The organism is Streptococcus oralis (genome assembly GCF_018448765.2).
Classification (GTDB): Bacteria; Bacillota; Bacilli; order Lactobacillales; family Streptococcaceae; genus Streptococcus; species Streptococcus oralis_BM.
The window spans coordinates 1,714,713-1,735,000 of sequence record NZ_JAHCMC020000001.1; the positions used below are offsets into that span (position 1 = coordinate 1,714,713).

Here is a 20,288-nt window from a genome sequence, read left to right on the forward strand (position 1 = left end):
TTTATCTTCTTAGGCTTGATAACGTTTCACACCATCTAGATAAGTTGCTACCAATTCCAAATCTTTATCTAGTACGATAAAGTCAGCGTCGTAGCCTTCACGGATTTGACCACAGACATCATCGATGTGAACAGATTTTGCTGGGTTGAGGCTGGCCATCATGACTGCTTCATGCGGATTCGCAATGCCCCATTCGACTACATTTTTCAAACCATCTTTGAGTTTGAGGATAGAACCTGCCAAATTGCCTGTCGATTTGAGGCGAGCAGTTCCATTGGCAACTACTACTGGGAATTCTCCCAACATGTAGTCTCCATCTTCCAAACCACCAGCTGTCATACAGTCTGTGATAAGGGCGATATTTTCAGTTCCTTTTTGTTTGAGCAAAATGTCACAGGCCTTTGGATCTACGTGGTGACCGTCACAAATCAATTCAGCGTAAGTATGTGGCAATTCATACATGGCTCCCACCATACCGAGCTCACGGTGAGTCAAGCCACGCATCCCATTATAGGCATGCACCCAAACACTTGCTCCAGCATCGACTGCTTTTTTAGCTTCTTCAAAAGTCGCATTGGAGTGTCCAAGAGCAACCGTTACGCCTTCTCCAGTGATAGTTCGTACAAAGTTTTCTACACCTTCACGTTCTGGTGCAAGGGCGATTTTATTGAGCAAGCCATTTGCTGCTTTTTGCCAAGCACGAAACTCATCCATACGAGGGTCTTTCATATAGGCAGGGTTTTGGGCTCCCTTGTATTTCTCTGTGAAATATGGGCCTTCAAAATAGATCCCACGAATCTTGGCTCCACTTGCTTCCTGGTAACGAGCACCGATATTTTCAGTTACCGCAAGCAACTGCTCGTAAGAGGAAGTCAACGTCGTTGGCAAGAAGCTGGTAACACCCGTGCTAAGTAGTCCTTCACTCATTGTATGAAGGGTACCTTCGATGTTATTATCCATGACATCCACACCGCCAAATCCATGAATGTGGGTATCCACAAGTCCTGGTGCAATGCTATAACCGGTATAGTCAATCACCTCAGCTCCTTCAGGAATCTCTTCTACATGTTTTCCAAACTTGCCATCCACAAGTTCCAAGTAACCGCCACGACGAATTCCGTGTGGGTAGAAAAACTGATCCGCTTTAATATAATTAGGCATAATGATAACCTCCTTGATAGATTGATTCTAGAATTTATTATGTCAATTACATTATAAACCTTTCTTTTTCATTTGTAAATGGTATAGACCTATTTTCTAGAGATATTTTAAAAGAGCTGGATATCTCCAACTCTTTGATTTTATTTTGATTTCACAGGTAGTTCTTGAGCGGCCTTAACAGCAGCTGCAATCGTCTCTGCGTAAAGTTTAGCACCTTCTTCAATCATGTTGCTATCATTTCCAAAGTGGACTTGGTCAGTTCCGGCCCAGATTTCAGGGTGTTCCTTAGCAACCTTATTCCAGTCAGCGATGCTCACGTAAGGATTCTTTTCAGCTAATTCTCTCGCATAAGCCGCATACTGCTCCACTGATGCATAAGTGTCCTTGCTCTTGTCTCCCTCATAAGGTGTCACCAGTATCAGATGGTGTCCTTTCGGTAGATTGTTCACGATACTGTCCAAATCATTCTTATAGCCTTCAGGATTGTTGACCCCCGTTGCAATGACAACTGTTTTTAAAAGCGCCTTGTTCTGGCTATTATTGAGCATGATGTCATTGGCTTGCTTGGTCGTCCGACTAACCTGAGCATTGATATTTGCATCAGGAAGCGCCTCTTTTAAGGCTGTATTGGCACGTAAAGTCACTGAATCCCCAATCAGACTCGTTCCCTCAGAAATTCCTAGGCGACTGACTTCAGCTTGTTCAGCCAGAGTCTTTGTTTGTCCTATATTGGTCTGAGCTTGCTTGAAACCATTGACCATCAAGTCTGTCTCAAAAGCTCCAACCTGAGGAGCTGCAGCTATGATAATCAAAGTAAGTAAGGAAAGGGCGCCCACAACACTAGCACTAATAGGTTTGATATGACGCAGTTTAGTGATTTTTCTAACTAAAGCGTTGGTCTTACCAGCAATCAATGGCTCAATAATATAGAAGGATAGGATAGCAAAGAAATAAGAAAAGATGATTGTCAGAATAACAGCAGGCAGATTACTCATCAGCTGCGAAAAGATAATATAAAAAGGCCAGTGGAAAAGATAAACCGCGTAGCTGGTATCCGCTAAAAATGTGATTATATGAGGTTCTCGTATCTCAGGCGTTTTCTCATGCAAAACACGCGCAGCAAAAATCATGGTCACGGCCGCTAAACTTGCCAGTAAGAAACCAAATAGATAAGCGAACAGGTAGGTAAACTTGACAAAGAAGGTCAAGAGTACTAACACCAAGAGACCTGCAGCAAACACCAGTAGATTCTGACGAAGATCCCACGTCCGATCAAACTGCTTAACTAAATCGCTCGTCTGACGAACACCCACAACCGTCGCCAAAATACTTCCTAAAAAGAAGGGATAGACATGGGTTAAACTTGAAAAGTAGACAGACGAATGAGAACCAGCCATTAGACTACCAATAAACATGGAGAAAAAGCTAATGATGAAAGCTCCCGCAGAAAGGAGAAATACCATCCCTCTCAATTGACTACTAGATTTTGAACGTTTCGATAAGAACCAAACCGCTAAGCCCCAAAGAATATAGTAGTGAACCTCAACAGCTAGACTCCAGTTGTGAACAAAGAGATGCGGAATGAACTGGGATTCGTAACTTCCCCCTGTTAACATCTCATAGAAGTTGGTCATAAAACCAAAAACTCCCGCAATCTGACCGCCAATTCCAGCAACATAGTCTTGGCGAACTAAGAGGGTAAAGGGCATGGTTACCAAAACCATCAGAACCACAGGTGGTACGATGCGGTAAAACCGTCTCTTAAAAAAACCCAGTAAATCAATCTGGCGTGCCTTCCCAAATTCTTCTAAAAGGAGAGAAGTGATTAAAAATCCTGAAAAAGTGAAAAAGACATCTACCCCAAAGAAGCCTCCAGGAAAGATCGTTTGAAAGAAGTGGTACAAGAGCACCAAAAGTAAACCTGTAATCCTAATCAAAGAAAACCATTTAATACGCATACGAGTTTATTCCCCACTCAATTAGATCGTAAAAACATCTAATTTTCATTCCATAATACACCTTATTTTATCAAAAAAAGAAGAAAAATCCTAAGAGAAAACTTAGGATTTCAGTATTCTATTTTTACACTTTAGAAATTGCGTCCTGACTTGTTGTAACCATATTTTTCCACAAAATACTCACGGAATTCCAAGAGATTATCATCCATGATGGCTTGGCGAACCTGCTTCATCAGGTTGAGTAAAAAGTAGAGATTGTGGTAGCTAGTCAAGCGGATACCGAAGGTTTCGTCGGCCTTAAGCAGGTGACGAAGGTAGGCACGTGTGTAGTTCTTACATGTGTAGCAATCACACTCAGGATCCAGTGGCATAAAATCTTCAGCGAATTGGGCATTCTTGACAACCAAACGACCTTGGCTGGTCATACAAGTCCCATTACGAGCGATACGAGTCGGCAAGACACAGTCAAACATATCCACACCACGAATAACCCCATCAATCAAGCTATCTGGCGCTCCCACACCCATCAAATAGCGAGGTTTGTTTTCAGGAAGAAGTTGGGTTGTGAAGTCCAAGACTGCATTCATCTCTTCGTGGGTTTCTCCCACTGCTAAACCACCGATAGAGTAGCCAAGGAAGTCCATGCTGACAAGGTCATGAGCTGACTGACGGCGAAGGTCTTCAAATCCTGCCCCCTGCACAATTCCAAACAAACCTTGATCCTGTGGGCGACGGTGAGCCTTCAAACCACGCTCAGCCCAACGACTGGTACGTTCGATTGATTTCTTAACGTAATCATAGGGTTGGTAAAACTGAGGACATTCATCAAAGGACATCATGATGTCTGAGCCTAGATTGTTCTGAATAGAGATGGCCTTTTCTGGCGATAGGAACATCTTGGATCCATTGAGATGGTTTTTAAAGGTTACTCCTTCTTCGGTGATATTTCGGCTATCTGCTAGGGAATAAACCTGGAAACCACCACTATCCGTCAAGATTGGTTGGTCCCAATTCATGAATTTGTGGAGACCACCTGCGCGTGCGATGAGTTCGTCCCCTGGGCGAAGCCAGAGATGATAAGTATTAGAGAGGATAATCCCTGATCCCATCTCCTTCAACTCCTCTGGCGACTGGGTTTTTACAGTAGCTTGGGTCCCAACCGGCATAAACATAGGTATCGGGAAGGTGCCGTGAGGAGTGATGATTTCTCCCAGACGAGCTCCTGTGTGTTTTTCTTTCTTAATCAAACGGTATTTGATTGGCGAATCTGACATTTTCTACCTCCGAAGCTGGGAAAGACAGTCCCAGTTCATACTTTGTGCCCAAAGGCATACTGTATGATTTTATCAAAAAAACCAGGAACTGTCACGAACTATGGTATAATGAGAGAATGAAATACCCAAAAATTGATTTAAAAACCATTCGTCTACAGGCTAGGCAATTTCAATCTGAAAATCCCCGCCTCTTTCTCGTCTATCTCTTACCTAGCATACTGGTTATCTTATCAGGCTTTCTCAACCCCTTGGCTCGTCTCCAAGAAAGTGTTTTAGAGCAATCCTTTTTCAGCATGCTGGCGCAAGTGCTCCAAGCCTATCTCTTCCCGTTAGTGGTTTCTTTTATGAGCATGATTTTTCTAGCAGGTGCTGCCTTTGCGACACTCAGACTCCTCAAGGATCCTGATACGGAACTTTCAGTAAAATCAAGCCTGGTCCTCTTTGCTGAAGAGCGCTTCTCGCAAACCTTCCTAACTCTGCTCCTCAAACGTTTCTACCTCTTTTTATGGAGCATTCCAAACTTAGTAGGCGTTTATTTTCTCTTTTATAGCAACCTATTGGCTAGGAGATTTGTTGCCCTACATCCTGAATTTCCAAAACTAGACCTCTCATCCATTGAAACGGAGCAGTTCCTTCTGACCTTTGGGCTCTACTTTTTCGCGAGTCTCATCTTGATGATTGTAGGAAACGCCCTCTATATCCCGCAACATTATGCCTACTCGCAGGTAGAATTCCTCCTCTGCGACACCCTAGATTTAGGACAGGCTAAACCAAGTCAAATCCTGAAAACCAGCCGTTTCTTGATGAAAGGTTACAAATTTCAACGCTTTGTCCTCGACCTACAACTACTCCCTTGGTACTTCCTCAATTGGATCACTTTTGGAATTGCTAGCTTTTCACTCCTTCCCTATATCCAAAACAATCACATCTTCTTTTACAGAGCCCTACTAGCCCGTAAACGTCGAAATGGATAAGAGCATATAAAAACCAGCGTCATTCAGGACGCTGGTTTTCTTATTTCAAAAGCAACATACTCAGCAGAGTCAAAATAGCAGGCCCACCTTGCTTCAGAAGAATCTTCTTGTCTGCTGTCAGAGAACCGTAGGTCGCTGCACCAAGCACAAATAAAACAAAGATGGTCACAATTTCCAAGCTTTGCGAAAAATAAATCCCGTACAAGAGAAACACACCTATCAAAGCATTATAAATTCCTTGATTTTTAAAGAGTGAACTCACTGAAGGACGAGCCAGTTCTTCCTTATCCACATTAAACACTCGACTAGTAGTATCTGATTGCGTAACCACACTTTCCAAATAAAAAATGTAAAAATGCTCCAAAGCAACGATAGTTGCTAAAACAATTGTAAAAATAGACATATTCTTCTCCTTAAATTTCTATCTCTTCTAAGCCAGATATCAACTTTTCTAACAAGCGACTGAACTCTTCTCGCTCTCCTTTGGTAAGTACACTCTCCATCTGACTCTTTACGTTTATATGGTGTTGGGGAGAGTTGGTTACTAGTTGTTCTCTCGCAAAGTCTGTGACTTCCACCAAAACCTCCCTCTGGTTTTCAGGATTCCGACGTCGATTAACCAAACCTTCCTTTTCCAAAATTTTAAAGTGCCGTGTCAAGGCAGCCTGATCAATCTTCAATTTCTCCTGAACCGCTATTTGATTACACGGAGACTGATCGATTAAGAAACATAAGATTTGATAACGAGTCAGACTAATTCCCAATTGTCGTTCGAATAGTTGTGTCATAGACTGATCTGCCAACCGTAGTTGATACAGTAAATCTTGGATTGCTACCATAAATCTTTCTCCTATAAAGTTGATTCATCAATGATTGACTTATCAAGTATACTATAGACCAAAAAATAAATCAAGAAATATGCTTACATTCTCTTGAAATATTACTCACTTCCTCATATTTATCCCTTTTATCCTGAAGGAATGACACGCAAAAAAGAAGCGGGAACTCAATCAGTTCCCAACTTCCATTTTAATGATTAGTTCATTGATACGTGAACGTGGTCATAGTGATTTTCGGTCACACTACCACGGTCTGGCATTGGATTCCACGTGTAGGCAGGTCCATATTTACTATCGTATGGAGCGTAGAAACGTTGTTTCCAGATGATGTAGTTGATACCACGGCTAGCCATATTTTGAACCGCGTATTCCGCGATTTGATCACCAAGTGCTGAACTCACTGGGACCATAAAGTCGATGGCCAATCCTTTACCATGGTCTCCACTGTCACCAGGACGGTAGCCGCTAAAGGATGTAATTCCAAACAAATTGGCAATTTCTTCTTTGAAGGCTGCAGTTTGTGGTTGAAGACCAGCATTCTCAGACTTAGCTACAGCAAGTCCTGCATAGTCAGGAGCAGCTGGAGCTGAATAAGTTCTTGAAGGAGTTTGACTTTGCTCCGCTTGATAAGTCGAAGTTGCAGTCTCAGAAGTTGCTGTTGATGCCGCTGTTTCTTCTGTTGCACTTGTTCCTCTTGTATCAGCAGGCGTTTCAGTTGCTGGAGTAGCTGCTACTGGTGCTTCTGCTGGAGTAGTCGCTTGAAGAGCTTCTTCTTCAACTGGACTAGTTGTTTCTGCTACCGGTGCTTCCGCTGGAGTCGTTTCAGCTGTTTCTTCTGCTACAGGTATTTCTGTAGATGGTGTCTCCTCAGCAACTGTCGCTGTCTCAGAAACTTCTGAACTTGGCGCTACTTCTGCTGGTTTTTCAGTCTCTGTTGCAGTTGGAGCTTCCTCAATCGGTTGAGAAAGGTCTTCTACTTGAACTGTTTGTTCATCGACTGTCACTTGATTCGTCGTCAAATCAGCTGTCGCAGTCGTCACTTCTTCACTAGCATCTGCTTGAGGAGCTTGGATTTCAACTTCCGTTACCTCTTCTTCCTCATTGACAGTTGTGGTGAGGACAGTATCTGGGAAAATCAAGTCCATATTGGTGATTTTGTTCAAATTTGCAAGAACTGTGACATCTACACCCAAGGCTTCTGCAATGGTGCTCAAGGTATCACCATACTGTACTGTATAGCTTGTTTTGTTGTCCGTTTTAGTCAAATCGTTTTGGATTTGCTCAACACTACGTGCAGTCCAAAGGACTTCTTCTGCTTGAGTTGCCAATACTGGGGCAAATGACAAGGCTACTGTTGAGACTAAAATCATTCTTTTCTTCATTCGTTCATATTCCTTTCAAATGAGTACCTGTCTATCATAACACAAAAAAAGCTGAAAAAAAGCCCTCTCGGGCCTATTTAATAGAACTGTCTATTCCTTGTAACAAACTCGATTACTTGAAATAGTTTGTTAGGTCTCTGTCACACAACTGACACAATCTTCTCGTTACTTACTCTCAAAAATATGAGGAATATCTGCTAGTGCTCGAATCATGTGATTGCCTTCAAAAGAAGACTCTAAAAAGTTGATGCTTTGAATACCGCTATTCTTGGCAAATTCCACATCTAAAGTCCGGTCCCCTATATAATAGGTCTTCTCAGGATCCAGCTGATACTTGTCTAACAAATAGGTAGCCGCTTCTGGATTAGGCTTGCGCTCAAAGCCACTCTGACTGGTTAAAATCTCTGTAAAATAGGATTCCAATACCAGATCCTTTAGAATAGTAAAAGCATTGTCCCCTTTATGAGTGTAAACAAAGTTCCGAATCCCTACTTGGTCTGCCCAATTCAACACCTCACGCGCACCTGGCATCAAAACTATCTGGGCATTCTTCTCAGCCAAACTCTGGGCACGCACCTGATTGAGCACTTCCACATCCAGTTTTCGCTCTTCTGCCACCTGCTCCAGTAAATCTTGCACCGAAAACTTGAGGATAAACTCTCTCACGCTCTCCTTATCATAAGGAATAGAAAACTGACCAAAGGTTTCCTCAATCCCTGACAAAATCGCTTCGTAAGAGTCCAATAAGGTTCCATCTAAATCCCAAATAAAAGCTGTTTTTTTCATTTCCTATCCTTTCAAGCTCATATAACTTTGGTAACGGTAGCGTAGAAATAACCATCGAAAACCATTGTCCAATAACGTTCCAGCCCAAATACCAGGTAAACCCCAACCAAGCACAATTCCCATCAGATAGGCTGTCCCTATACGGATACACCACATCCCAATACTTGTCGCATAAAAGGGGAGGCGAGCATTTCCCAATCCCTGCCAAACTGCAGTATAGATAACTGTCCCTGTTGCCATGGGAGTCCCTAGTAGTGAGAAAAGTGCCACCAAAACGCTAGCTTCGACCGCAACAGGATCCGTCGTATAGAGGTGGGTCAGTGGTATTCCCAAGGCATAGATGCTGAGTGTCAAGGGCAACATAAGGACGAAAGAAAGCCAAAAGGTTTGTTTGCTTACCTCGTCTACTCTTTCCCAGTTATCCTCTCCAACTGCTCGAGCTACCTGCATGACCGTCGCCGTAGCGACGCCAAAGGCAGGCATATAGTTAAACTGGGTCAAGACTTCTCCGACTGCATTCCCCGCTACTGACTCCGTCCCAAAAGAAACGACCAAAGCAATGATCACTACATCCCCAGCCCGCATCATAAGCCGCTCTCCAGCTGCTGGCAAAGCCAAGGTCAGTAAGTCTTTATCCAGTCCAAAAGTCGGTTTCGTATAAGGCAGTTTTAATTGTGACCACAAAATCACAAGACCAACCAAACGAGACAAGATAGTCCCCCAAGCAACACCCGCTATCCCCATATCAAGGATAAAAATAGCTAGACTGGAAAAGAGAATATTCAAGGCATTGGATAAAAGACTGACATAGAGGGGGAGACGAGGATTATGCGTTGCACGAATCAAGGCTCCTAAACTGGTCATTAATCCCAAGAGAACAATCAACCCACCCACCAAAGATAGATAGAGTCCTCCACTTTCGGCCACATCCTGTTCAGTCCCCAAAAGTCCTATCATCTCTTGTCCAGCGAAGATAGACAAAGCTCCTAAAAGGAGACTTAATAGTAAAGTAATCTTCAACGCCTCAGTCACATGATAGGCTAGCTTAGACTGATCCTTCTGCCCCAAACTTTTTGAAATAACGCTGGAAATAGCAGCTCCCAAAGCGATGAAAATCGCCTGGTAAATCGTGATAATATTGCCAGCCACTGAAACACCCGAAATAGCGATTAAGCCCAAGTGAGCGACCAAGTAACTGTCCACCATCCCCATGAGCATCTGTAAAAAGTTTTCACCCATAGCTGGCAATGCAATATTAAGAATGTCTTTATTTTTCTTAAACAATCTCTCCTCCTGATGAAAAGAAACTCAGTTGGTTTCCCAACCGAGTTTACTCTCTCTGTCTTAAAGTCCTAGATAAGCCTCAACCGCTGCTTGCATGTCAGCAGCTGCCACTGTTGTTTTATGACGAACTGGAGCCGTTTCTAGGCCATCAACTGCTGGTGGCACTGCCACTCCTGAGATTTCATGTAATTGAGTCAAGGCTTCAAAGTCAGTCAAGCCTGCTTTTCCTGTTACCGCTTCTACGGCAACCACTGGGAACTTGTATGGACTAGCTGTTGAAGCAATCACTGTCTTAGCCGCATCGCCAGTAGCCGCTTGGTATTTTCTATAAACTGCTGAGGCAACAGCTGTGTGTGGGTCCTCGATGTAAGCATCTGTTTGATAAACACGTTTAATTTCTGCCGCAGTTTCTTCCTCATTCGCATATTCAGCTGCGAAGAGTTCCAGAATCTCAGCATCAAAGTCTGTCAATTCATATTGTCCTTGTGTACTCAAGGCATTCATGAGTTCAGCTGTCTTAACCGCATCATTCCCCAAAAGATGGAAAATCAAACGCTCCAAGTTTGAAGATACCAAGATATCCATAGATGGACTAGTCGTTACCTTAAACTCACGTTTCTTGTCGTAAATACGTGTTTTAAAGAAGTCAGTTAAAACATTATTGTCATTCGAAGCACAGATTAATTTGCCAACTGGCAGACCAATTTGTTTAGCATAAAAGGCAGCCAAGATATTTCCAAAGTTTCCTGTTGGTACTGTGAAGTTGACCTTATCACCAGCTACAATCTCACCAGACTTGACCAACTGAGCGTAGGCATAAACATAATAAACAATCTGTGGTACCAAACGACCAATGTTCATAGAGTTAGCTGATGAAAATTGCAACTTGTTCGCTACCAACTTTTCACGAAGAGCTACATCGTTAAACATATGCTTCACGTTTGTTTGCGCATCGTCAAAGTTACCATCAATAGCGATAACATGAGTATTGTCTCCTGCTTGAGTGGTCATTTGCAACTCTTGTACCTTGCTGACACCGTCTTTTGGATAAAAGACAATAATTTCAGTACCTGGAACATCTGCAAAACCTGCCATAGCAGCTTTCCCAGTATCTCCAGATGTTGCTGTCAAGATGACAATCTTGTTTTCCAAACCGTGTTTCCTAGCTGCCGTTGTCATAAAGTAGGGCAAGATAGACAAGGCCATATCCTTAAAGGCAATGGTTGAACCGTGGAAAAGCTCCAAGTTGTATTGGCCATCAAGTTTGACAAGAGGGGCAATGACTGGAGTGTCAAACTTGCTGTCATAAGCGTTGTTGATACAGTAGTCCAACTCTTCTGCTGTAAAGTCATCCAAGAAGGCTGACAAGACAAGTTTAGCCACTTCTTGGTAAGAAGCGTCCTTTAATGTTTCAAAATCCAAATCAACCTTTGGATAGCTAACTGGAGTAAATAAGCCTCCATCTGTTGCCAAGCCTTGCAAAATCGCTTGGCTGGCTGTTACTGTATTTTTCGCATCACGCGTTGATTGATAAACTAATGTCATGAATCTCTATCCTTTATCTATAGTCTCTTCCATTATATCATGATTTTTCAGAAAATTCTCCCTTTATCAGAGAAATTATAGGCCCAATTCTTCTTTCAAAGGCTGTAAGTAGGTCATTTCTTGCTTATCTCTTTTCTCCAGTCCTTCCTCAGCTAGGGTGAGTAAATCTTTAGAAAACTCGAGAACCGCAGCTTCTTCTTCATCTGTGAGTTGTTTTTTAGAAAATTGTCGTCTTAAAAGCTTATAATCACGACCAGCTGTGGTAAAAAAAGGAGCAGTTCGCAAGTAAGCCTCAAGCTTGTCTAAATGAACCAACAAACCCAAATGAAAAGCCGTCGCAGCAAAGGTACGATTCAAGGGTTGCGTACAGACACTACGAAACTCGATAGTCCCTCGAGTTGTCAAATCTTGGTACTGGTAACTACGGTGAGTTTGGAAGTCCTTCTCCTGAGGAAAAAGAAGAATCTCTCTCCCATCAAGAGCGAAGGCGTGAATTTCCGGAGTCCCTAAGTAATCTTTTGCTCGAATTGGATAAAAATAATAGGTCTGCCCATCACGCTCCGCAGTAAAGATTGCAGAATGATCTAGATAATCAAAAAAATCATTCTCGTCTTTGAAGAGTCTGGCATTGACGCCTACATTTTCAGGATAAATCCCGTGCATAGACTCTTCCCAAAAAATATCCCTTGAAATCTTAGTATCCCAATCTTCCCCTGAAAACTCAGAGTTTGCAAACAAATAGGCTTTAGCTGCTTCAATTTGCGTAAAAGCATTGATAACCCGCAGGTAGTTGGACTTTGAAACATCCAGCTGAACCTGACTCCCACAGATAAAGGCCCCATACTCAGGGAAATGATGTAAATCTGATTTAGTAATATTTCTACTCAAATTCAAATAATCCATCAACATCTGATAGCGGGGATAAGCCACTGGACAATTCTCATTTTTATCCCAGTAGGGATGAATGCCACAGCCAACAATAGCATGATTAGCTTCACCCAATTTATTCTGAATCGTAGCCATATAGAAGTTAAAGCGTTCTTCTACCTCTTGGATAGATTCAGCCTTTCCGAATGCAAACTCAATTGTAGTATAAGCAACCTCGAATAAGATAGTATCTTGGCTAACTGGATCAAGTAACTGAATTGGATTCCCAAAATCATCCACTTTTTCAATCGTAAAACCCAGAACTGATGGTAAATACCGAAAGAGATCCTTAACAACTTCAACATCTGTAGCCTTACCCCCTAAATTTACAATAGGATATTCTAACTCAATACCAATAAATAAATCAGGGTTCTCTTTTATATTCTTTAAGTAACGTTTCTTTAGTAATTCAACAGACCGAGACATTAATCACCAAACTCTTTCATAATCAAAATAAATTGTGAATAAGTAATATTATACCAAAAAAAAAGCCAAAAAATTAGAATATCACACAAAAAAAATTACTGAACCATTATCATACCATTAACAAGATACAATTTAGTAAGAAATAAAAAAACAAGGTCCAAAAACCTTGTTCTTATTACTATACCGGCGGCCGGGGTCGAACCGGCACGTCCTTGCGGACACTGAATTTTGAGTTCAATTCCTACATTTTTTAAAACCTACAACCTTGATTTAATAGGATTTTAGGATGTTTGAATTATATAAAATAGACTCTTTTTTCAAACTTCAGTAACTTTTAGGTAACACTCCATACCTTATCGTTCTAAGAGCATCATCAGAGAATAGACGATATGTCCCAACAGATTATATTTATCCAGAGGTATTCAAGACACTCGTACGATTATTTGAGTTATATGAAATATTAACCGACTAGACATAAATTAGGTCTAGTTTTTGTATAAATGACTCTAATATTTTTCTTTTAGATAATTCCTAAAGCATTCTTCACTACTCTAATACCGTCATCAATGCTTCCGGCATACTGAATGTTTTGTTTAGCTTGGTCAATTTGAAAATCAGAAACATATGTTCCTGGTGTTAAGCTTTGACTATCAAATCCATTTGAAACGATAAACGTATATTTTCCAGTCCAATCTTTTTCAACAGTTAATGTAATCATTTTATTTTCTCCTTTAATTAAGGTAAGTGTTTTTTATTATTTTACCAAAAATAGCTCTTTAGCCCAAGTAGTTGATAGTTCGTTTTCTAACAAAACTTTTTCTTGCCATATACCAGAATATTTTAAACCATAATCTTTAGCAGAATTTTTATGATTCCCATTTATATTTTCAGGCATAAGCGCTGGTATTTCTTTCCATACACTTCTTGATCTACCATTCATTGTTAATACTCTGTCATCATGAAAATTAAAAGTTCCATATCCTTTTTCTTGAGGTAAAAATGATAAGTTTTCTCTTGGGATATAAAGCATATTTGATTGCAAATTACTCATATGGTCGTAAGAATGAGGATGAAATGGATACATACTTTGCAGAGATTCTTTATCATTCATCATATTACCAATTTGCAAATAACCATAAATGATATTTAGATTAGGAGCATTTTTTTTAAAACGCAATGTCCCGCTGTAAATGTCTCCTTCAGTTTGTCTAAACCATCCGAAAAATAGGAAAAGGTCCCCAATAGAAACATTTTGATTTCTTAATATTCCCTGAGAGCTTTTAATTTGGCCAAATGCTGCTTTCCAGTTAGAAACAGGAGTATTCCTAAGATTTTCTCTTATATCTGGATCAAGATGACATTTGAAATGATTTGTTTTATCTTCTTTCTCTTTTAGTTGTCTTAAGATATCTGAAAATAATACTCCGTTATAGTTTAAGTCGTCAAAAGAGATACTATCAAACTTGGCAGGTATTGGCAATGAAAGTAACGTCCCGTCAGGTAATATAGGACTCGGGATGGAACCATTAGATGAATCAAATCCCTTTCTTGATAAAATTATTTTCACAATTCTTTTCCTCGTATAAAGAATGGATGATAGGGCAAATCCATTACTTTGTTTTGTGAACCTAGTATAGTTTCAGCAAATTCCATTAATTCTAACACATCAGTAAATCTCTCTTCCGAATCATAAAATCCATTTTTAGCATTCCATCTCGGAAATGGTTTCCCATTCATTCTTGCTCGTTCTCCCATCGGGAAAAAATCTAAAATTTCTTTAGGAATTTTGAGTGGAGACTTACCAAAATAATTAAAACGGTCTGCAAGAATCACTACTTCATTCATAAAACTTGATTGGTTTAATCCATTCTTTTCAATCAGCCATTGATAAGTATAAGCATCTCTTCTATTATTAGATTTTGGAGATAATAAATATTCTTTCATTGTTAAAATTTCACTAATTTTAGCAACAAAAATTAGATGATTATATTTTGGAGTGATAAACATTCCTTGCTCATCTCTCCATTGTTTCCCATCGTTTGAATGCCCTGCTACAGCCATTATGTAAGCATCTACAGACTTCGAGTTTATTTTATCAGCCCAGTTCTTTTTGATATTTCTTCTTAACTGAAGCATACACCCTCCTTCGGTAAGAAGATGGGGAGTTGTATCATAATTTTCTGTAAAAACACAAGGATTGATGCCATAATCATGAGTCATTCTATAGCAGTAAAAAATGGTTTGTTTGTCCACTTTTTTATCTCCTTCTCTCCAAATTTTTTGTATTCTAATTAAATATAGTATATCAAAAATACTCTGTTGAGGAAAGGGATAAAGATTTAAAGAAAATAAGAATACATGATTTGAGACACTCTACTGAATCATTACTTATAAATCACGGAGAAGATTATCTTGTTGTCAAAGAAAGATTAGGACACGCATCTATTACAACAACAATTGATACTTATTCTCATTTGTACCCTAGCAAACAAAAAACATTGGCTAATAAACTTGATGATTTATTTAAAATGGAAAAAATTGGTAACTCAACGAAAACAGATAAAAAAACAAGGTCCGAAAACCTTGTCTTTCATACTATACCGGCGGCCGGGGTCGAACCGGCACGTCCTTGCGGACACTGGATTTTGAGTCTAATATTATTAGTTTTAAATCTCAGAAATATTGATTTTATAAGCTTTTTTTCCATAATATTTTTTAAAACTTAGTATCACTTCCAAAGTTTAGATACTTTTTAGTAACTATAAAATGCTAGAAAGTATACTCCTTATTAAAAAGAGTTTTGGACTAGTTTTGTGCAATTTTATTACCCATATCCGTAATAAGAGAGGCTAAATTAATTGCCTTTAATGATTGTAGAAATTGGTTGTGAATATCATTAGACACATAACCAGCTAGCAAAATATGCTCAGCCATGTCATATTGCTTAATCAAGAGAATCTTATCATGTTTTTCATTAAATAAAATCGCACTAATTGCTGTATTAAAGACTGGAAAACGAAAACTCGCACATTGTGAACAATAAGGAATATCTCCCTCATCTTTTAAAAATTTTTTCTCCAAAGGATGCCCACATTCGGGACAACAAGTCATTGTTTTGTCAAATATAGAAACCTCTTTTTTAAAGTTCTTAAAAGTAATTTTACCAGTAAAATCGAGACCACGCAAGACATTGAAATAAATCAAGACTTTTTTTAAAATTTATCTTATGATATACTAAACTTATCAGCTATTGGTTCTGAAAAAGTGTCTGCCACAGTTTTACTACAAATTCTCATGACTTGTGCCAAGATTTATAAAAAACGGATAGCTATAATAGCTCTTAGAGCAAAAACATGACATATAGGAGGTTAAAGACATGTCATACTTTTATCTTTTTATCGCCATTGTAGGAGAGATATTGGGAACTAACCTTTTGAAATTATCAGACGGTTTTACAAAGCCTATTCCAACCGTTTCTGCCCTACTTAGCTATGGCGTTTGTTTCTATTTCCTCTCACTAGCAATGCAAAAAATTCCTTTAGGAATAGCTTATGCAACATGGTCAGCTGTCGGTTTAGTTTTGACAGCCTCTATCGCAGTAATGATTTTCAAAGAAACACTAAATGTTTATAGCATTATCGGTTTAATTTTGATTATCATTGGTGTTGTCATGGTTAACTTATTAGGAAATGCAGGACATTAATAAAACCGGCTCTATACTATTTGTAGTGGGTAAATCCCCTATGGATATTATGGAGCCTATTTTGTTGTAGAAAAAAAGTTCCATAAGAACTATAATGAAAAGCTAGAATTCTGTCAATATTTTGGACACATTTTGGGAGGGAATTTTGAAGACTAGCGTCCTCCTAATTTTCCCAATAAGTTTTAACTTCTTCAAAAATCTTATTCAAAAGTTCTGCATCTTTTTCTGACAACTGATTTTTTTCTATAACTCTATCTTTTAGTTCTGTTGCCTTTATTTTATTACTTGCCACCGAAACTGCTATTGAATGTTTCAAAATATCAAACTCATCCTTTGAAAAGTTTGCAATATTGGTAAGATCTAATTGTTCTAGAGGTAAACTACTGATAATTGAATAAGGTTTTTGTCCCAGCAAATAATCTGTAGTAGTCCCAAAGATATTTGCTAATTTCACAACGAATTCTAATCCTGGTTCTAACGTTCCATTCTCCCACCGAGAATATGTCCCTTGTTGAACTCCAATTAATTCCGATATTTGTACTTGAGTTAACTTTTTTGATTTTCTGAGAGTTTTTAACCTCTCTGAAAATTTATAATCCTCTGTATACATAATTCTCCTATAGATATTCTTATTCGTATATTTTAGCTTGACAAAATATTCTAAACGGTATAAAATAGAATTATTCCATAAGGAATATTTATTTTGAGATTGAATATTCCATTGAGAATATTATAGCATAAAAGGAGGTAAAAGCGTATGTAACTAGTAGTCGATTTAAAAAATTTTAATAAAGGAGGTAGGATTCGACAAAATAAAAAATCTTGAAACAAATGTGCCGTTCGTTCCAAGATCAAAACATATTATGTAACAATTATACCACAGAAAACTCTTCAGTTGCACAAGAAAATTTCGGAGGTTTCACAAAAAGATGACCAATAAAGAGTTAGTCAATCAAATTTCTGGCCTAAACTCTACCTCTACTCTTAAAAATTGGATTCAACTGATTAAAGAGATAAGTGGCAAGGAATTTAAGAAAATTAAAGTTCCTATCAGTAGAAATCCCAGAACTCATCAATTAAGTTATACAGTTGCCTATGATTTTACAGACGAAGACCTTAGACAATTTCAAAAGTTAGCTAAACTAAAACTTGAAATAGGTCTAAAAGAGGCTATACAAGCCGTATTTGGGAGTCTAGCAGACAATGAACATGAATCCCTAAACCAAGTAATAGATGAGCTCTACGATGAACTGAGCGCCTTAAAACAGGAATTTAAGCGAGAAATGCGACTGATAAAAATTGAGAATTCCAACCTAAAAAAGAAAATCCAAGATATTGAAGAGTCGATGCAAACCGGCTTACTAGGGTTTGTTAACAAGAGGTCAAAAAATAGGTTCGGCTAATAGCGAGTTTTCGGCTGAGCCATGAGGCAGAAAGCCGAAAATGAGCGTAGATGCGGACGGACCATTTTTGACCGATAGGGTGTGTAGTAACACCACCCTCTGCAAGTTAGGTGTACCATCGAAAGAATTCAGTATTTCCAAGGGTTTCGGAGATTTTAAGGGTGGCAAAATTAAGCAAAAAGTTGAATCAAAATCTATGGCAAAAAATGAACATTTACGTTCTGTATTTGACTGGATTCAAATTCAGTTTGATAAGACTGAATTTTCGCCAAGAGAAATAATCGAAGACATTCTATTTCTTGACTATGACCTATTTATTGAGAATAAAGGGAGCCTTAAATACTATAACTATGATAGCCAGCTTCATTATGGGAATATCCGTATCTACTATGGAGCGAAAGAGTCGTCCTACATGCTTGTCATGTCAGGACAGGCACTCGAGTTCTATAGAGATATGGTATTAGATCCAAATAGTCTGTCCGAAAGACAGTTTTTGAACAACCTCTACTACAATTACAATCATTTTTCAGTAAGACGAATTGATATTGCAATAGATGATTTTAATGAAACACCCTATTTCACTCCTAATCAGCTTCTAAAGATTTGTCAGAAGAAACGCTTTATATATGGAAAAAGCACCTACTACAATACCTACGGAGATGAAACAATCGGCCAGACCTTATATTTGAGAAAACCCAATGATGACGAAAGACTTAGAATTTACGATAAACGCTTAGAACGAGCTGAGAAGCTCGGTATCAGCAAGCGGTATATAGAAAATTGGATAAGAACTGAGTTAGAACTTAGGAAAGAAAAAGCTCACTACTTCATTCAAGAATGGTTGCATTCAGAAATAGATCTTCTCAACTTTACCAAGGGATATCTCAAAGAAAAAGTGAGGTTCTATAGTGATAGCTATTTCTCAAAACCTTTGAGATCTTGGGAAAAGTTTTTAGGCCATTCAAAACCCGTCTCTATCATTATTTCAAAATCAAAAACAGAACTAGAACAAAAATTAGAATGGTTTACCTATAAAGGTTCAGGAGCTATTCTAAAAGCGTATAAATTTCTATACGACAATAACTTACTGCATGAGTATGAGAAAGCTAACTATCTCGCACTCAACAATATGGAATATCCACCAGATTTAGCAAGTGGATTAATAGAAAGAGCAATACTCTTTAAACGAGAGGATTTGATCCCTACAATCAAAGAAAATATTAAAAGGAGAAATTAACTATGGCAAAAATGCTTTCACAAAATGACTGGAATTTTAATAACATTGGAACAAAATTTGAATTGGATGAAGTCATTCCAAAATTTGAAACGGAAGTCCGAGCAGATGCAAACGGAGAAATTATCAAAAACCGAGATGGTAGCGAAAGACGTTTTAATACCGATAAAATCATTGGTTGGAAATACAATGTAACAATCAAGGATGGACAATTCAAAAAGAAATCAACCCAAGTCTCAGTAGACAATCCAGATGCCTTGGTTGATAATGACTATATCCAAGCAATGGATGAAGTACCAGTTACATTTGACAATTTACAAGCTACTATGATTAGCACGACAATGTATTACAAGGCTGATGCTATCCATTTAGTAGATGTAAAACAAAAATAAGTAAAATACAAGGGGAGTTAATCCTCCCCTTAGTTAATCTAATTAGAAAAGGAGATCACATGATTAAAACTGTAACAAAAGATGACCTTATCGAACTTGGATTTGCTCCAGGAACTGCAAGAAAGATTATCCATACCGGCAAATTACTATTAGTGAATCGTGGTTTTAACATCTACGATAACAAAAGGATTGGTACAATTCCAGCCAGTGTCGCAGAAGAACTATTAGGAATTGAACTCCAGAAAGAAGCGTAGCTTATGGCTTTACGTAAAAGTAGAGACGGAACTTGGATTGTTGATGTTTCCAATGGTATAAATCCAATATCTCTAAAACAACGTAGAATTGTAAGAAAAGGATTCAAAACTAAAAAAGAAGCATTGGAGGCCGAACAATACTTACGAAGTGTCGAACTTAAAGAAAAAAGTTTCAACTCAAAAATATCAATTGATATCCTTTATGATCTCTTAAAAGAAGAGGATAGAATAAACAACAGAAAACAAAGCTATATAGATACACAAGAAAACAACTATAACAGGCATATAAAAAACTATTTTGAAAAAGTTGATGATGTAGCTAAATTAACTTATGAAGATATCTATCAATTCAGAGAACATCTAAGAGATAAAAATACTCAAAACTCAGAAAAGAAGCTAAGTCCAAACACTATTAATAAAATTATAATTTTACTAAAGAAAATTCTGGATGTTGGATTAAGAAAGGGATTTTACAAGGAACATCCCGTAGGATTACTGAAAAAACTACCCATAGAAAAAGTAAAATTAAATTTCTGGACAGTAAAAGAATTTAAGCATTTCTTAACACTATTTAGCAACGATGAATACAATATAAAATTACTATTCACAGTTCTATTTTTTACTGGTCTAAGACTCGGAGAAGCTCTTGCTCTAACGTGGAAGGACATAGAGTTTTCTACAAATACAATCCATGTAAGTAAATCAATATACGTTAAAAAAGGTGAAGAACACATTAGTAGTACAAA

General features: G+C 38.5%; 22 protein-coding genes and 1 pseudogene (1 of these 23 only partly in view). 8 read left to right on the forward strand and 15 right to left on the reverse strand.

Features of this window, described 5'->3' with window-relative positions:
- Positions 1-9 precede the first annotated feature (9 nt).
- The 3 genes from nagA to tgt form a co-directional block, all read right to left on the reverse strand.
- Entirely contained in the window at positions 10-1,161 is a 1,152-nt protein-coding gene (gene nagA, locus KIH88_RS08650; RefSeq protein WP_213988899.1) for an N-acetylglucosamine-6-phosphate deacetylase, read from the reverse strand.
- 140 nt (positions 1,162-1,301) lie between these two features.
- Entirely contained in the window at positions 1,302-3,119 is a 1,818-nt protein-coding gene (locus KIH88_RS08655) for an acyltransferase family protein (RefSeq protein WP_213988898.1), read from the reverse strand.
- Between the two features lie 131 nt (positions 3,120-3,250).
- Complete coding sequence (tgt, locus tag KIH88_RS08660; RefSeq protein ID WP_213988897.1) at positions 3,251-4,393, reverse strand: tRNA guanosine(34) transglycosylase Tgt; 1,143 nt, start codon at positions 4,391-4,393, stop codon at positions 3,251-3,253.
- Positions 4,394-4,509: 116 nt separating this feature from the next.
- Here tgt and KIH88_RS08665 point away from each other — a divergent pair, with 116 nt between their 5' ends.
- Complete coding sequence (locus tag KIH88_RS08665) at positions 4,510-5,367, forward strand: DUF975 family protein (protein WP_213988896.1); 858 nt, start codon at positions 4,510-4,512, stop codon at positions 5,365-5,367.
- A gap of 40 nt (positions 5,368-5,407) precedes the next feature.
- Here KIH88_RS08665 and KIH88_RS08670 read toward each other — a convergent pair whose 3' ends face one another.
- The 10 genes from KIH88_RS08670 to KIH88_RS08715 form a co-directional block, all read right to left on the reverse strand.
- Complete coding sequence (locus KIH88_RS08670; RefSeq protein WP_213988895.1) at positions 5,408-5,770, reverse strand: DUF1304 domain-containing protein; 363 nt, start codon at positions 5,768-5,770, stop codon at positions 5,408-5,410.
- 10 nt (positions 5,771-5,780) lie between these two features.
- Entirely contained in the window at positions 5,781-6,206 is a 426-nt protein-coding gene (locus KIH88_RS08675) for a MarR family winged helix-turn-helix transcriptional regulator (protein ID WP_213988894.1), read from the reverse strand.
- Positions 6,207-6,403: 197 nt separating this feature from the next.
- On the reverse strand, positions 6,404-7,588 hold the full coding sequence (locus KIH88_RS08680) for a LysM peptidoglycan-binding domain-containing protein (protein WP_084871963.1): 1,185 nt from the start codon (positions 7,586-7,588) through the stop codon (positions 6,404-6,406).
- A gap of 165 nt (positions 7,589-7,753) precedes the next feature.
- Positions 7,754-8,374 carry an HAD family hydrolase gene (locus KIH88_RS08685; RefSeq protein WP_084871961.1) on the reverse strand — a complete coding sequence of 207 codons (621 nt, stop codon included), beginning with the start codon at positions 8,372-8,374 and terminating at the stop codon, positions 7,754-7,756.
- Between the two features lie 3 nt (positions 8,375-8,377).
- Complete coding sequence (locus KIH88_RS08690; protein ID WP_084871959.1) at positions 8,378-9,658, reverse strand: MATE family efflux transporter; 1,281 nt, start codon at positions 9,656-9,658, stop codon at positions 8,378-8,380.
- A gap of 60 nt (positions 9,659-9,718) precedes the next feature.
- Positions 9,719-11,203, reverse strand: coding sequence for a threonine synthase (thrC, locus tag KIH88_RS08695; protein WP_084871957.1), 1,485 nt, complete (start codon positions 11,201-11,203; stop codon positions 9,719-9,721).
- Positions 11,204-11,278: 75 nt separating this feature from the next.
- Positions 11,279-12,556, reverse strand: coding sequence for a gamma-glutamylcysteine synthetase (locus KIH88_RS08700; protein WP_084871955.1), 1,278 nt, complete (start codon positions 12,554-12,556; stop codon positions 11,279-11,281).
- 520 nt (positions 12,557-13,076) lie between these two features.
- Positions 13,077-13,274: a hypothetical protein gene (locus KIH88_RS08705; RefSeq protein ID WP_084871953.1), complete on the reverse strand. Its 198-nt coding sequence runs from the start codon at positions 13,272-13,274 to the stop codon at positions 13,077-13,079.
- Between the two features lie 36 nt (positions 13,275-13,310).
- The gene (locus KIH88_RS08710; protein WP_125826078.1) at positions 13,311-14,123 is read right to left on the reverse strand and encodes an Nmad3 family putative nucleotide modification protein; all 813 of its coding nucleotides are present in this window, start codon (positions 14,121-14,123) and stop codon (positions 13,311-13,313) included.
- Entirely contained in the window at positions 14,120-14,809 is a 690-nt protein-coding gene (locus KIH88_RS08715) for a hypothetical protein (protein WP_239823811.1), read from the reverse strand. The genes KIH88_RS08710 and KIH88_RS08715 overlap by 4 nt, the downstream gene beginning before the upstream one ends.
- Positions 14,810-14,877: 68 nt before the next feature.
- Here KIH88_RS08715 and KIH88_RS08720 point away from each other — a divergent pair.
- Positions 14,878-15,078 (forward strand): annotated as a pseudogene (locus tag KIH88_RS08720) (tyrosine-type recombinase/integrase); the annotation flags it as partial.
- A 283-nt stretch (positions 15,079-15,361) separates the two neighbouring features.
- On the opposite strand, the gene KIH88_RS08725 reads toward KIH88_RS08720, so the two are convergent.
- A complete protein-coding gene (locus tag KIH88_RS08725) occupies positions 15,362-15,760 on the reverse strand; it encodes a hypothetical protein (RefSeq protein WP_009732039.1) in 399 nt (132 codons plus the stop codon).
- A gap of 172 nt (positions 15,761-15,932) precedes the next feature.
- Here KIH88_RS08725 and KIH88_RS08730 point away from each other — a divergent pair, with 172 nt between their 5' ends.
- Complete coding sequence (locus tag KIH88_RS08730; protein WP_009732038.1) at positions 15,933-16,259, forward strand: DMT family transporter; 327 nt, start codon at positions 15,933-15,935, stop codon at positions 16,257-16,259.
- Between the two features lie 163 nt (positions 16,260-16,422).
- Here KIH88_RS08730 and KIH88_RS08735 read toward each other — a convergent pair whose 3' ends face one another.
- A complete protein-coding gene (locus tag KIH88_RS08735) occupies positions 16,423-16,869 on the reverse strand; it encodes a helix-turn-helix transcriptional regulator (RefSeq protein WP_213988893.1) in 447 nt (148 codons plus the stop codon).
- A gap of 319 nt (positions 16,870-17,188) precedes the next feature.
- Here KIH88_RS08735 and KIH88_RS08740 point away from each other — a divergent pair, with 319 nt between their 5' ends.
- The 5 genes in view from KIH88_RS08740 to KIH88_RS08760 are tightly spaced (at most 59 nt apart) and all read left to right on the forward strand, a layout consistent with a single transcriptional unit that may run on beyond the window.
- On the forward strand, positions 17,189-17,662 hold the full coding sequence (locus KIH88_RS08740; protein WP_000182279.1) for a hypothetical protein: 474 nt from the start codon (positions 17,189-17,191) through the stop codon (positions 17,660-17,662).
- Positions 17,663-17,702: 40 nt separating this feature from the next.
- A complete protein-coding gene (locus KIH88_RS08745; protein WP_045616578.1) occupies positions 17,703-18,899 on the forward strand; it encodes a replication initiation factor domain-containing protein in 1,197 nt (398 codons plus the stop codon).
- A 2-nt stretch (positions 18,900-18,901) separates the two neighbouring features.
- A complete protein-coding gene (locus KIH88_RS08750; protein WP_001096843.1) occupies positions 18,902-19,288 on the forward strand; it encodes a hypothetical protein in 387 nt (128 codons plus the stop codon).
- A 59-nt stretch (positions 19,289-19,347) separates the two neighbouring features.
- Entirely contained in the window at positions 19,348-19,542 is a 195-nt protein-coding gene (locus tag KIH88_RS08755; protein ID WP_000598356.1) for a DUF3173 domain-containing protein, read from the forward strand.
- 3 nt (positions 19,543-19,545) lie between these two features.
- A protein-coding gene (locus KIH88_RS08760; RefSeq protein WP_009732034.1) for a tyrosine-type recombinase/integrase crosses the window boundary here: on the forward strand, positions 19,546-20,288 show its 5' portion. It continues 391 nt past the right edge of the window; the window shows 743 of its 1,134 coding nt (coding positions 1-743); its start codon is at positions 19,546-19,548; its stop codon lies off the right edge, out of view.

Coding starts and splice junctions, on each gene's coding strand:
- tgt (WP_213988897.1), bottom strand. CDS start 4,393: ATGTCAGATTCGCCAATCAAATACCGTTTGATTAAGAAAGAAAAACAC.
- KIH88_RS08755 (WP_000598356.1), top strand. CDS start 19,348: ATGATTAAAACTGTAACAAAAGATGACCTTATCGAACTTGGATTTGCT.
- KIH88_RS08705 (WP_084871953.1), bottom strand. CDS start 13,274: ATGATTACATTAACTGTTGAAAAAGATTGGACTGGAAAATATACGTTT.
- KIH88_RS08685 (WP_084871961.1), bottom strand. CDS start 8,374: ATGAAAAAAACAGCTTTTATTTGGGATTTAGATGGAACCTTATTGGAC.
- KIH88_RS08740 (WP_000182279.1), top strand. CDS start 17,189: ATGACCAATAAAGAGTTAGTCAATCAAATTTCTGGCCTAAACTCTACC.
- KIH88_RS08735 (WP_213988893.1), bottom strand. CDS start 16,869: ATGTATACAGAGGATTATAAATTTTCAGAGAGGTTAAAAACTCTCAGA.
- KIH88_RS08745 (WP_045616578.1), top strand. CDS start 17,703: ATGAGCGTAGATGCGGACGGACCATTTTTGACCGATAGGGTGTGTAGT.
- KIH88_RS08700 (WP_084871955.1), bottom strand. CDS start 12,556: ATGTCTCGGTCTGTTGAATTACTAAAGAAACGTTACTTAAAGAATATA.
- KIH88_RS08730 (WP_009732038.1), top strand. CDS start 15,933: ATGTCATACTTTTATCTTTTTATCGCCATTGTAGGAGAGATATTGGGA.
- KIH88_RS08665 (WP_213988896.1), top strand. CDS start 4,510: ATGAAATACCCAAAAATTGATTTAAAAACCATTCGTCTACAGGCTAGG.
- thrC (WP_084871957.1), bottom strand. CDS start 11,203: ATGACATTAGTTTATCAATCAACGCGTGATGCGAAAAATACAGTAACA.
- KIH88_RS08655 (WP_213988898.1), bottom strand. CDS start 3,119: ATGCGTATTAAATGGTTTTCTTTGATTAGGATTACAGGTTTACTTTTG.
- KIH88_RS08670 (WP_213988895.1), bottom strand. CDS start 5,770: ATGTCTATTTTTACAATTGTTTTAGCAACTATCGTTGCTTTGGAGCAT.
- KIH88_RS08680 (WP_084871963.1), bottom strand. CDS start 7,588: ATGAAGAAAAGAATGATTTTAGTCTCAACAGTAGCCTTGTCATTTGCC.
- nagA (WP_213988899.1), bottom strand. CDS start 1,161: ATGCCTAATTATATTAAAGCGGATCAGTTTTTCTACCCACACGGAATT.
- KIH88_RS08750 (WP_001096843.1), top strand. CDS start 18,902: ATGGCAAAAATGCTTTCACAAAATGACTGGAATTTTAATAACATTGGA.
- KIH88_RS08675 (WP_213988894.1), bottom strand. CDS start 6,206: ATGGTAGCAATCCAAGATTTACTGTATCAACTACGGTTGGCAGATCAG.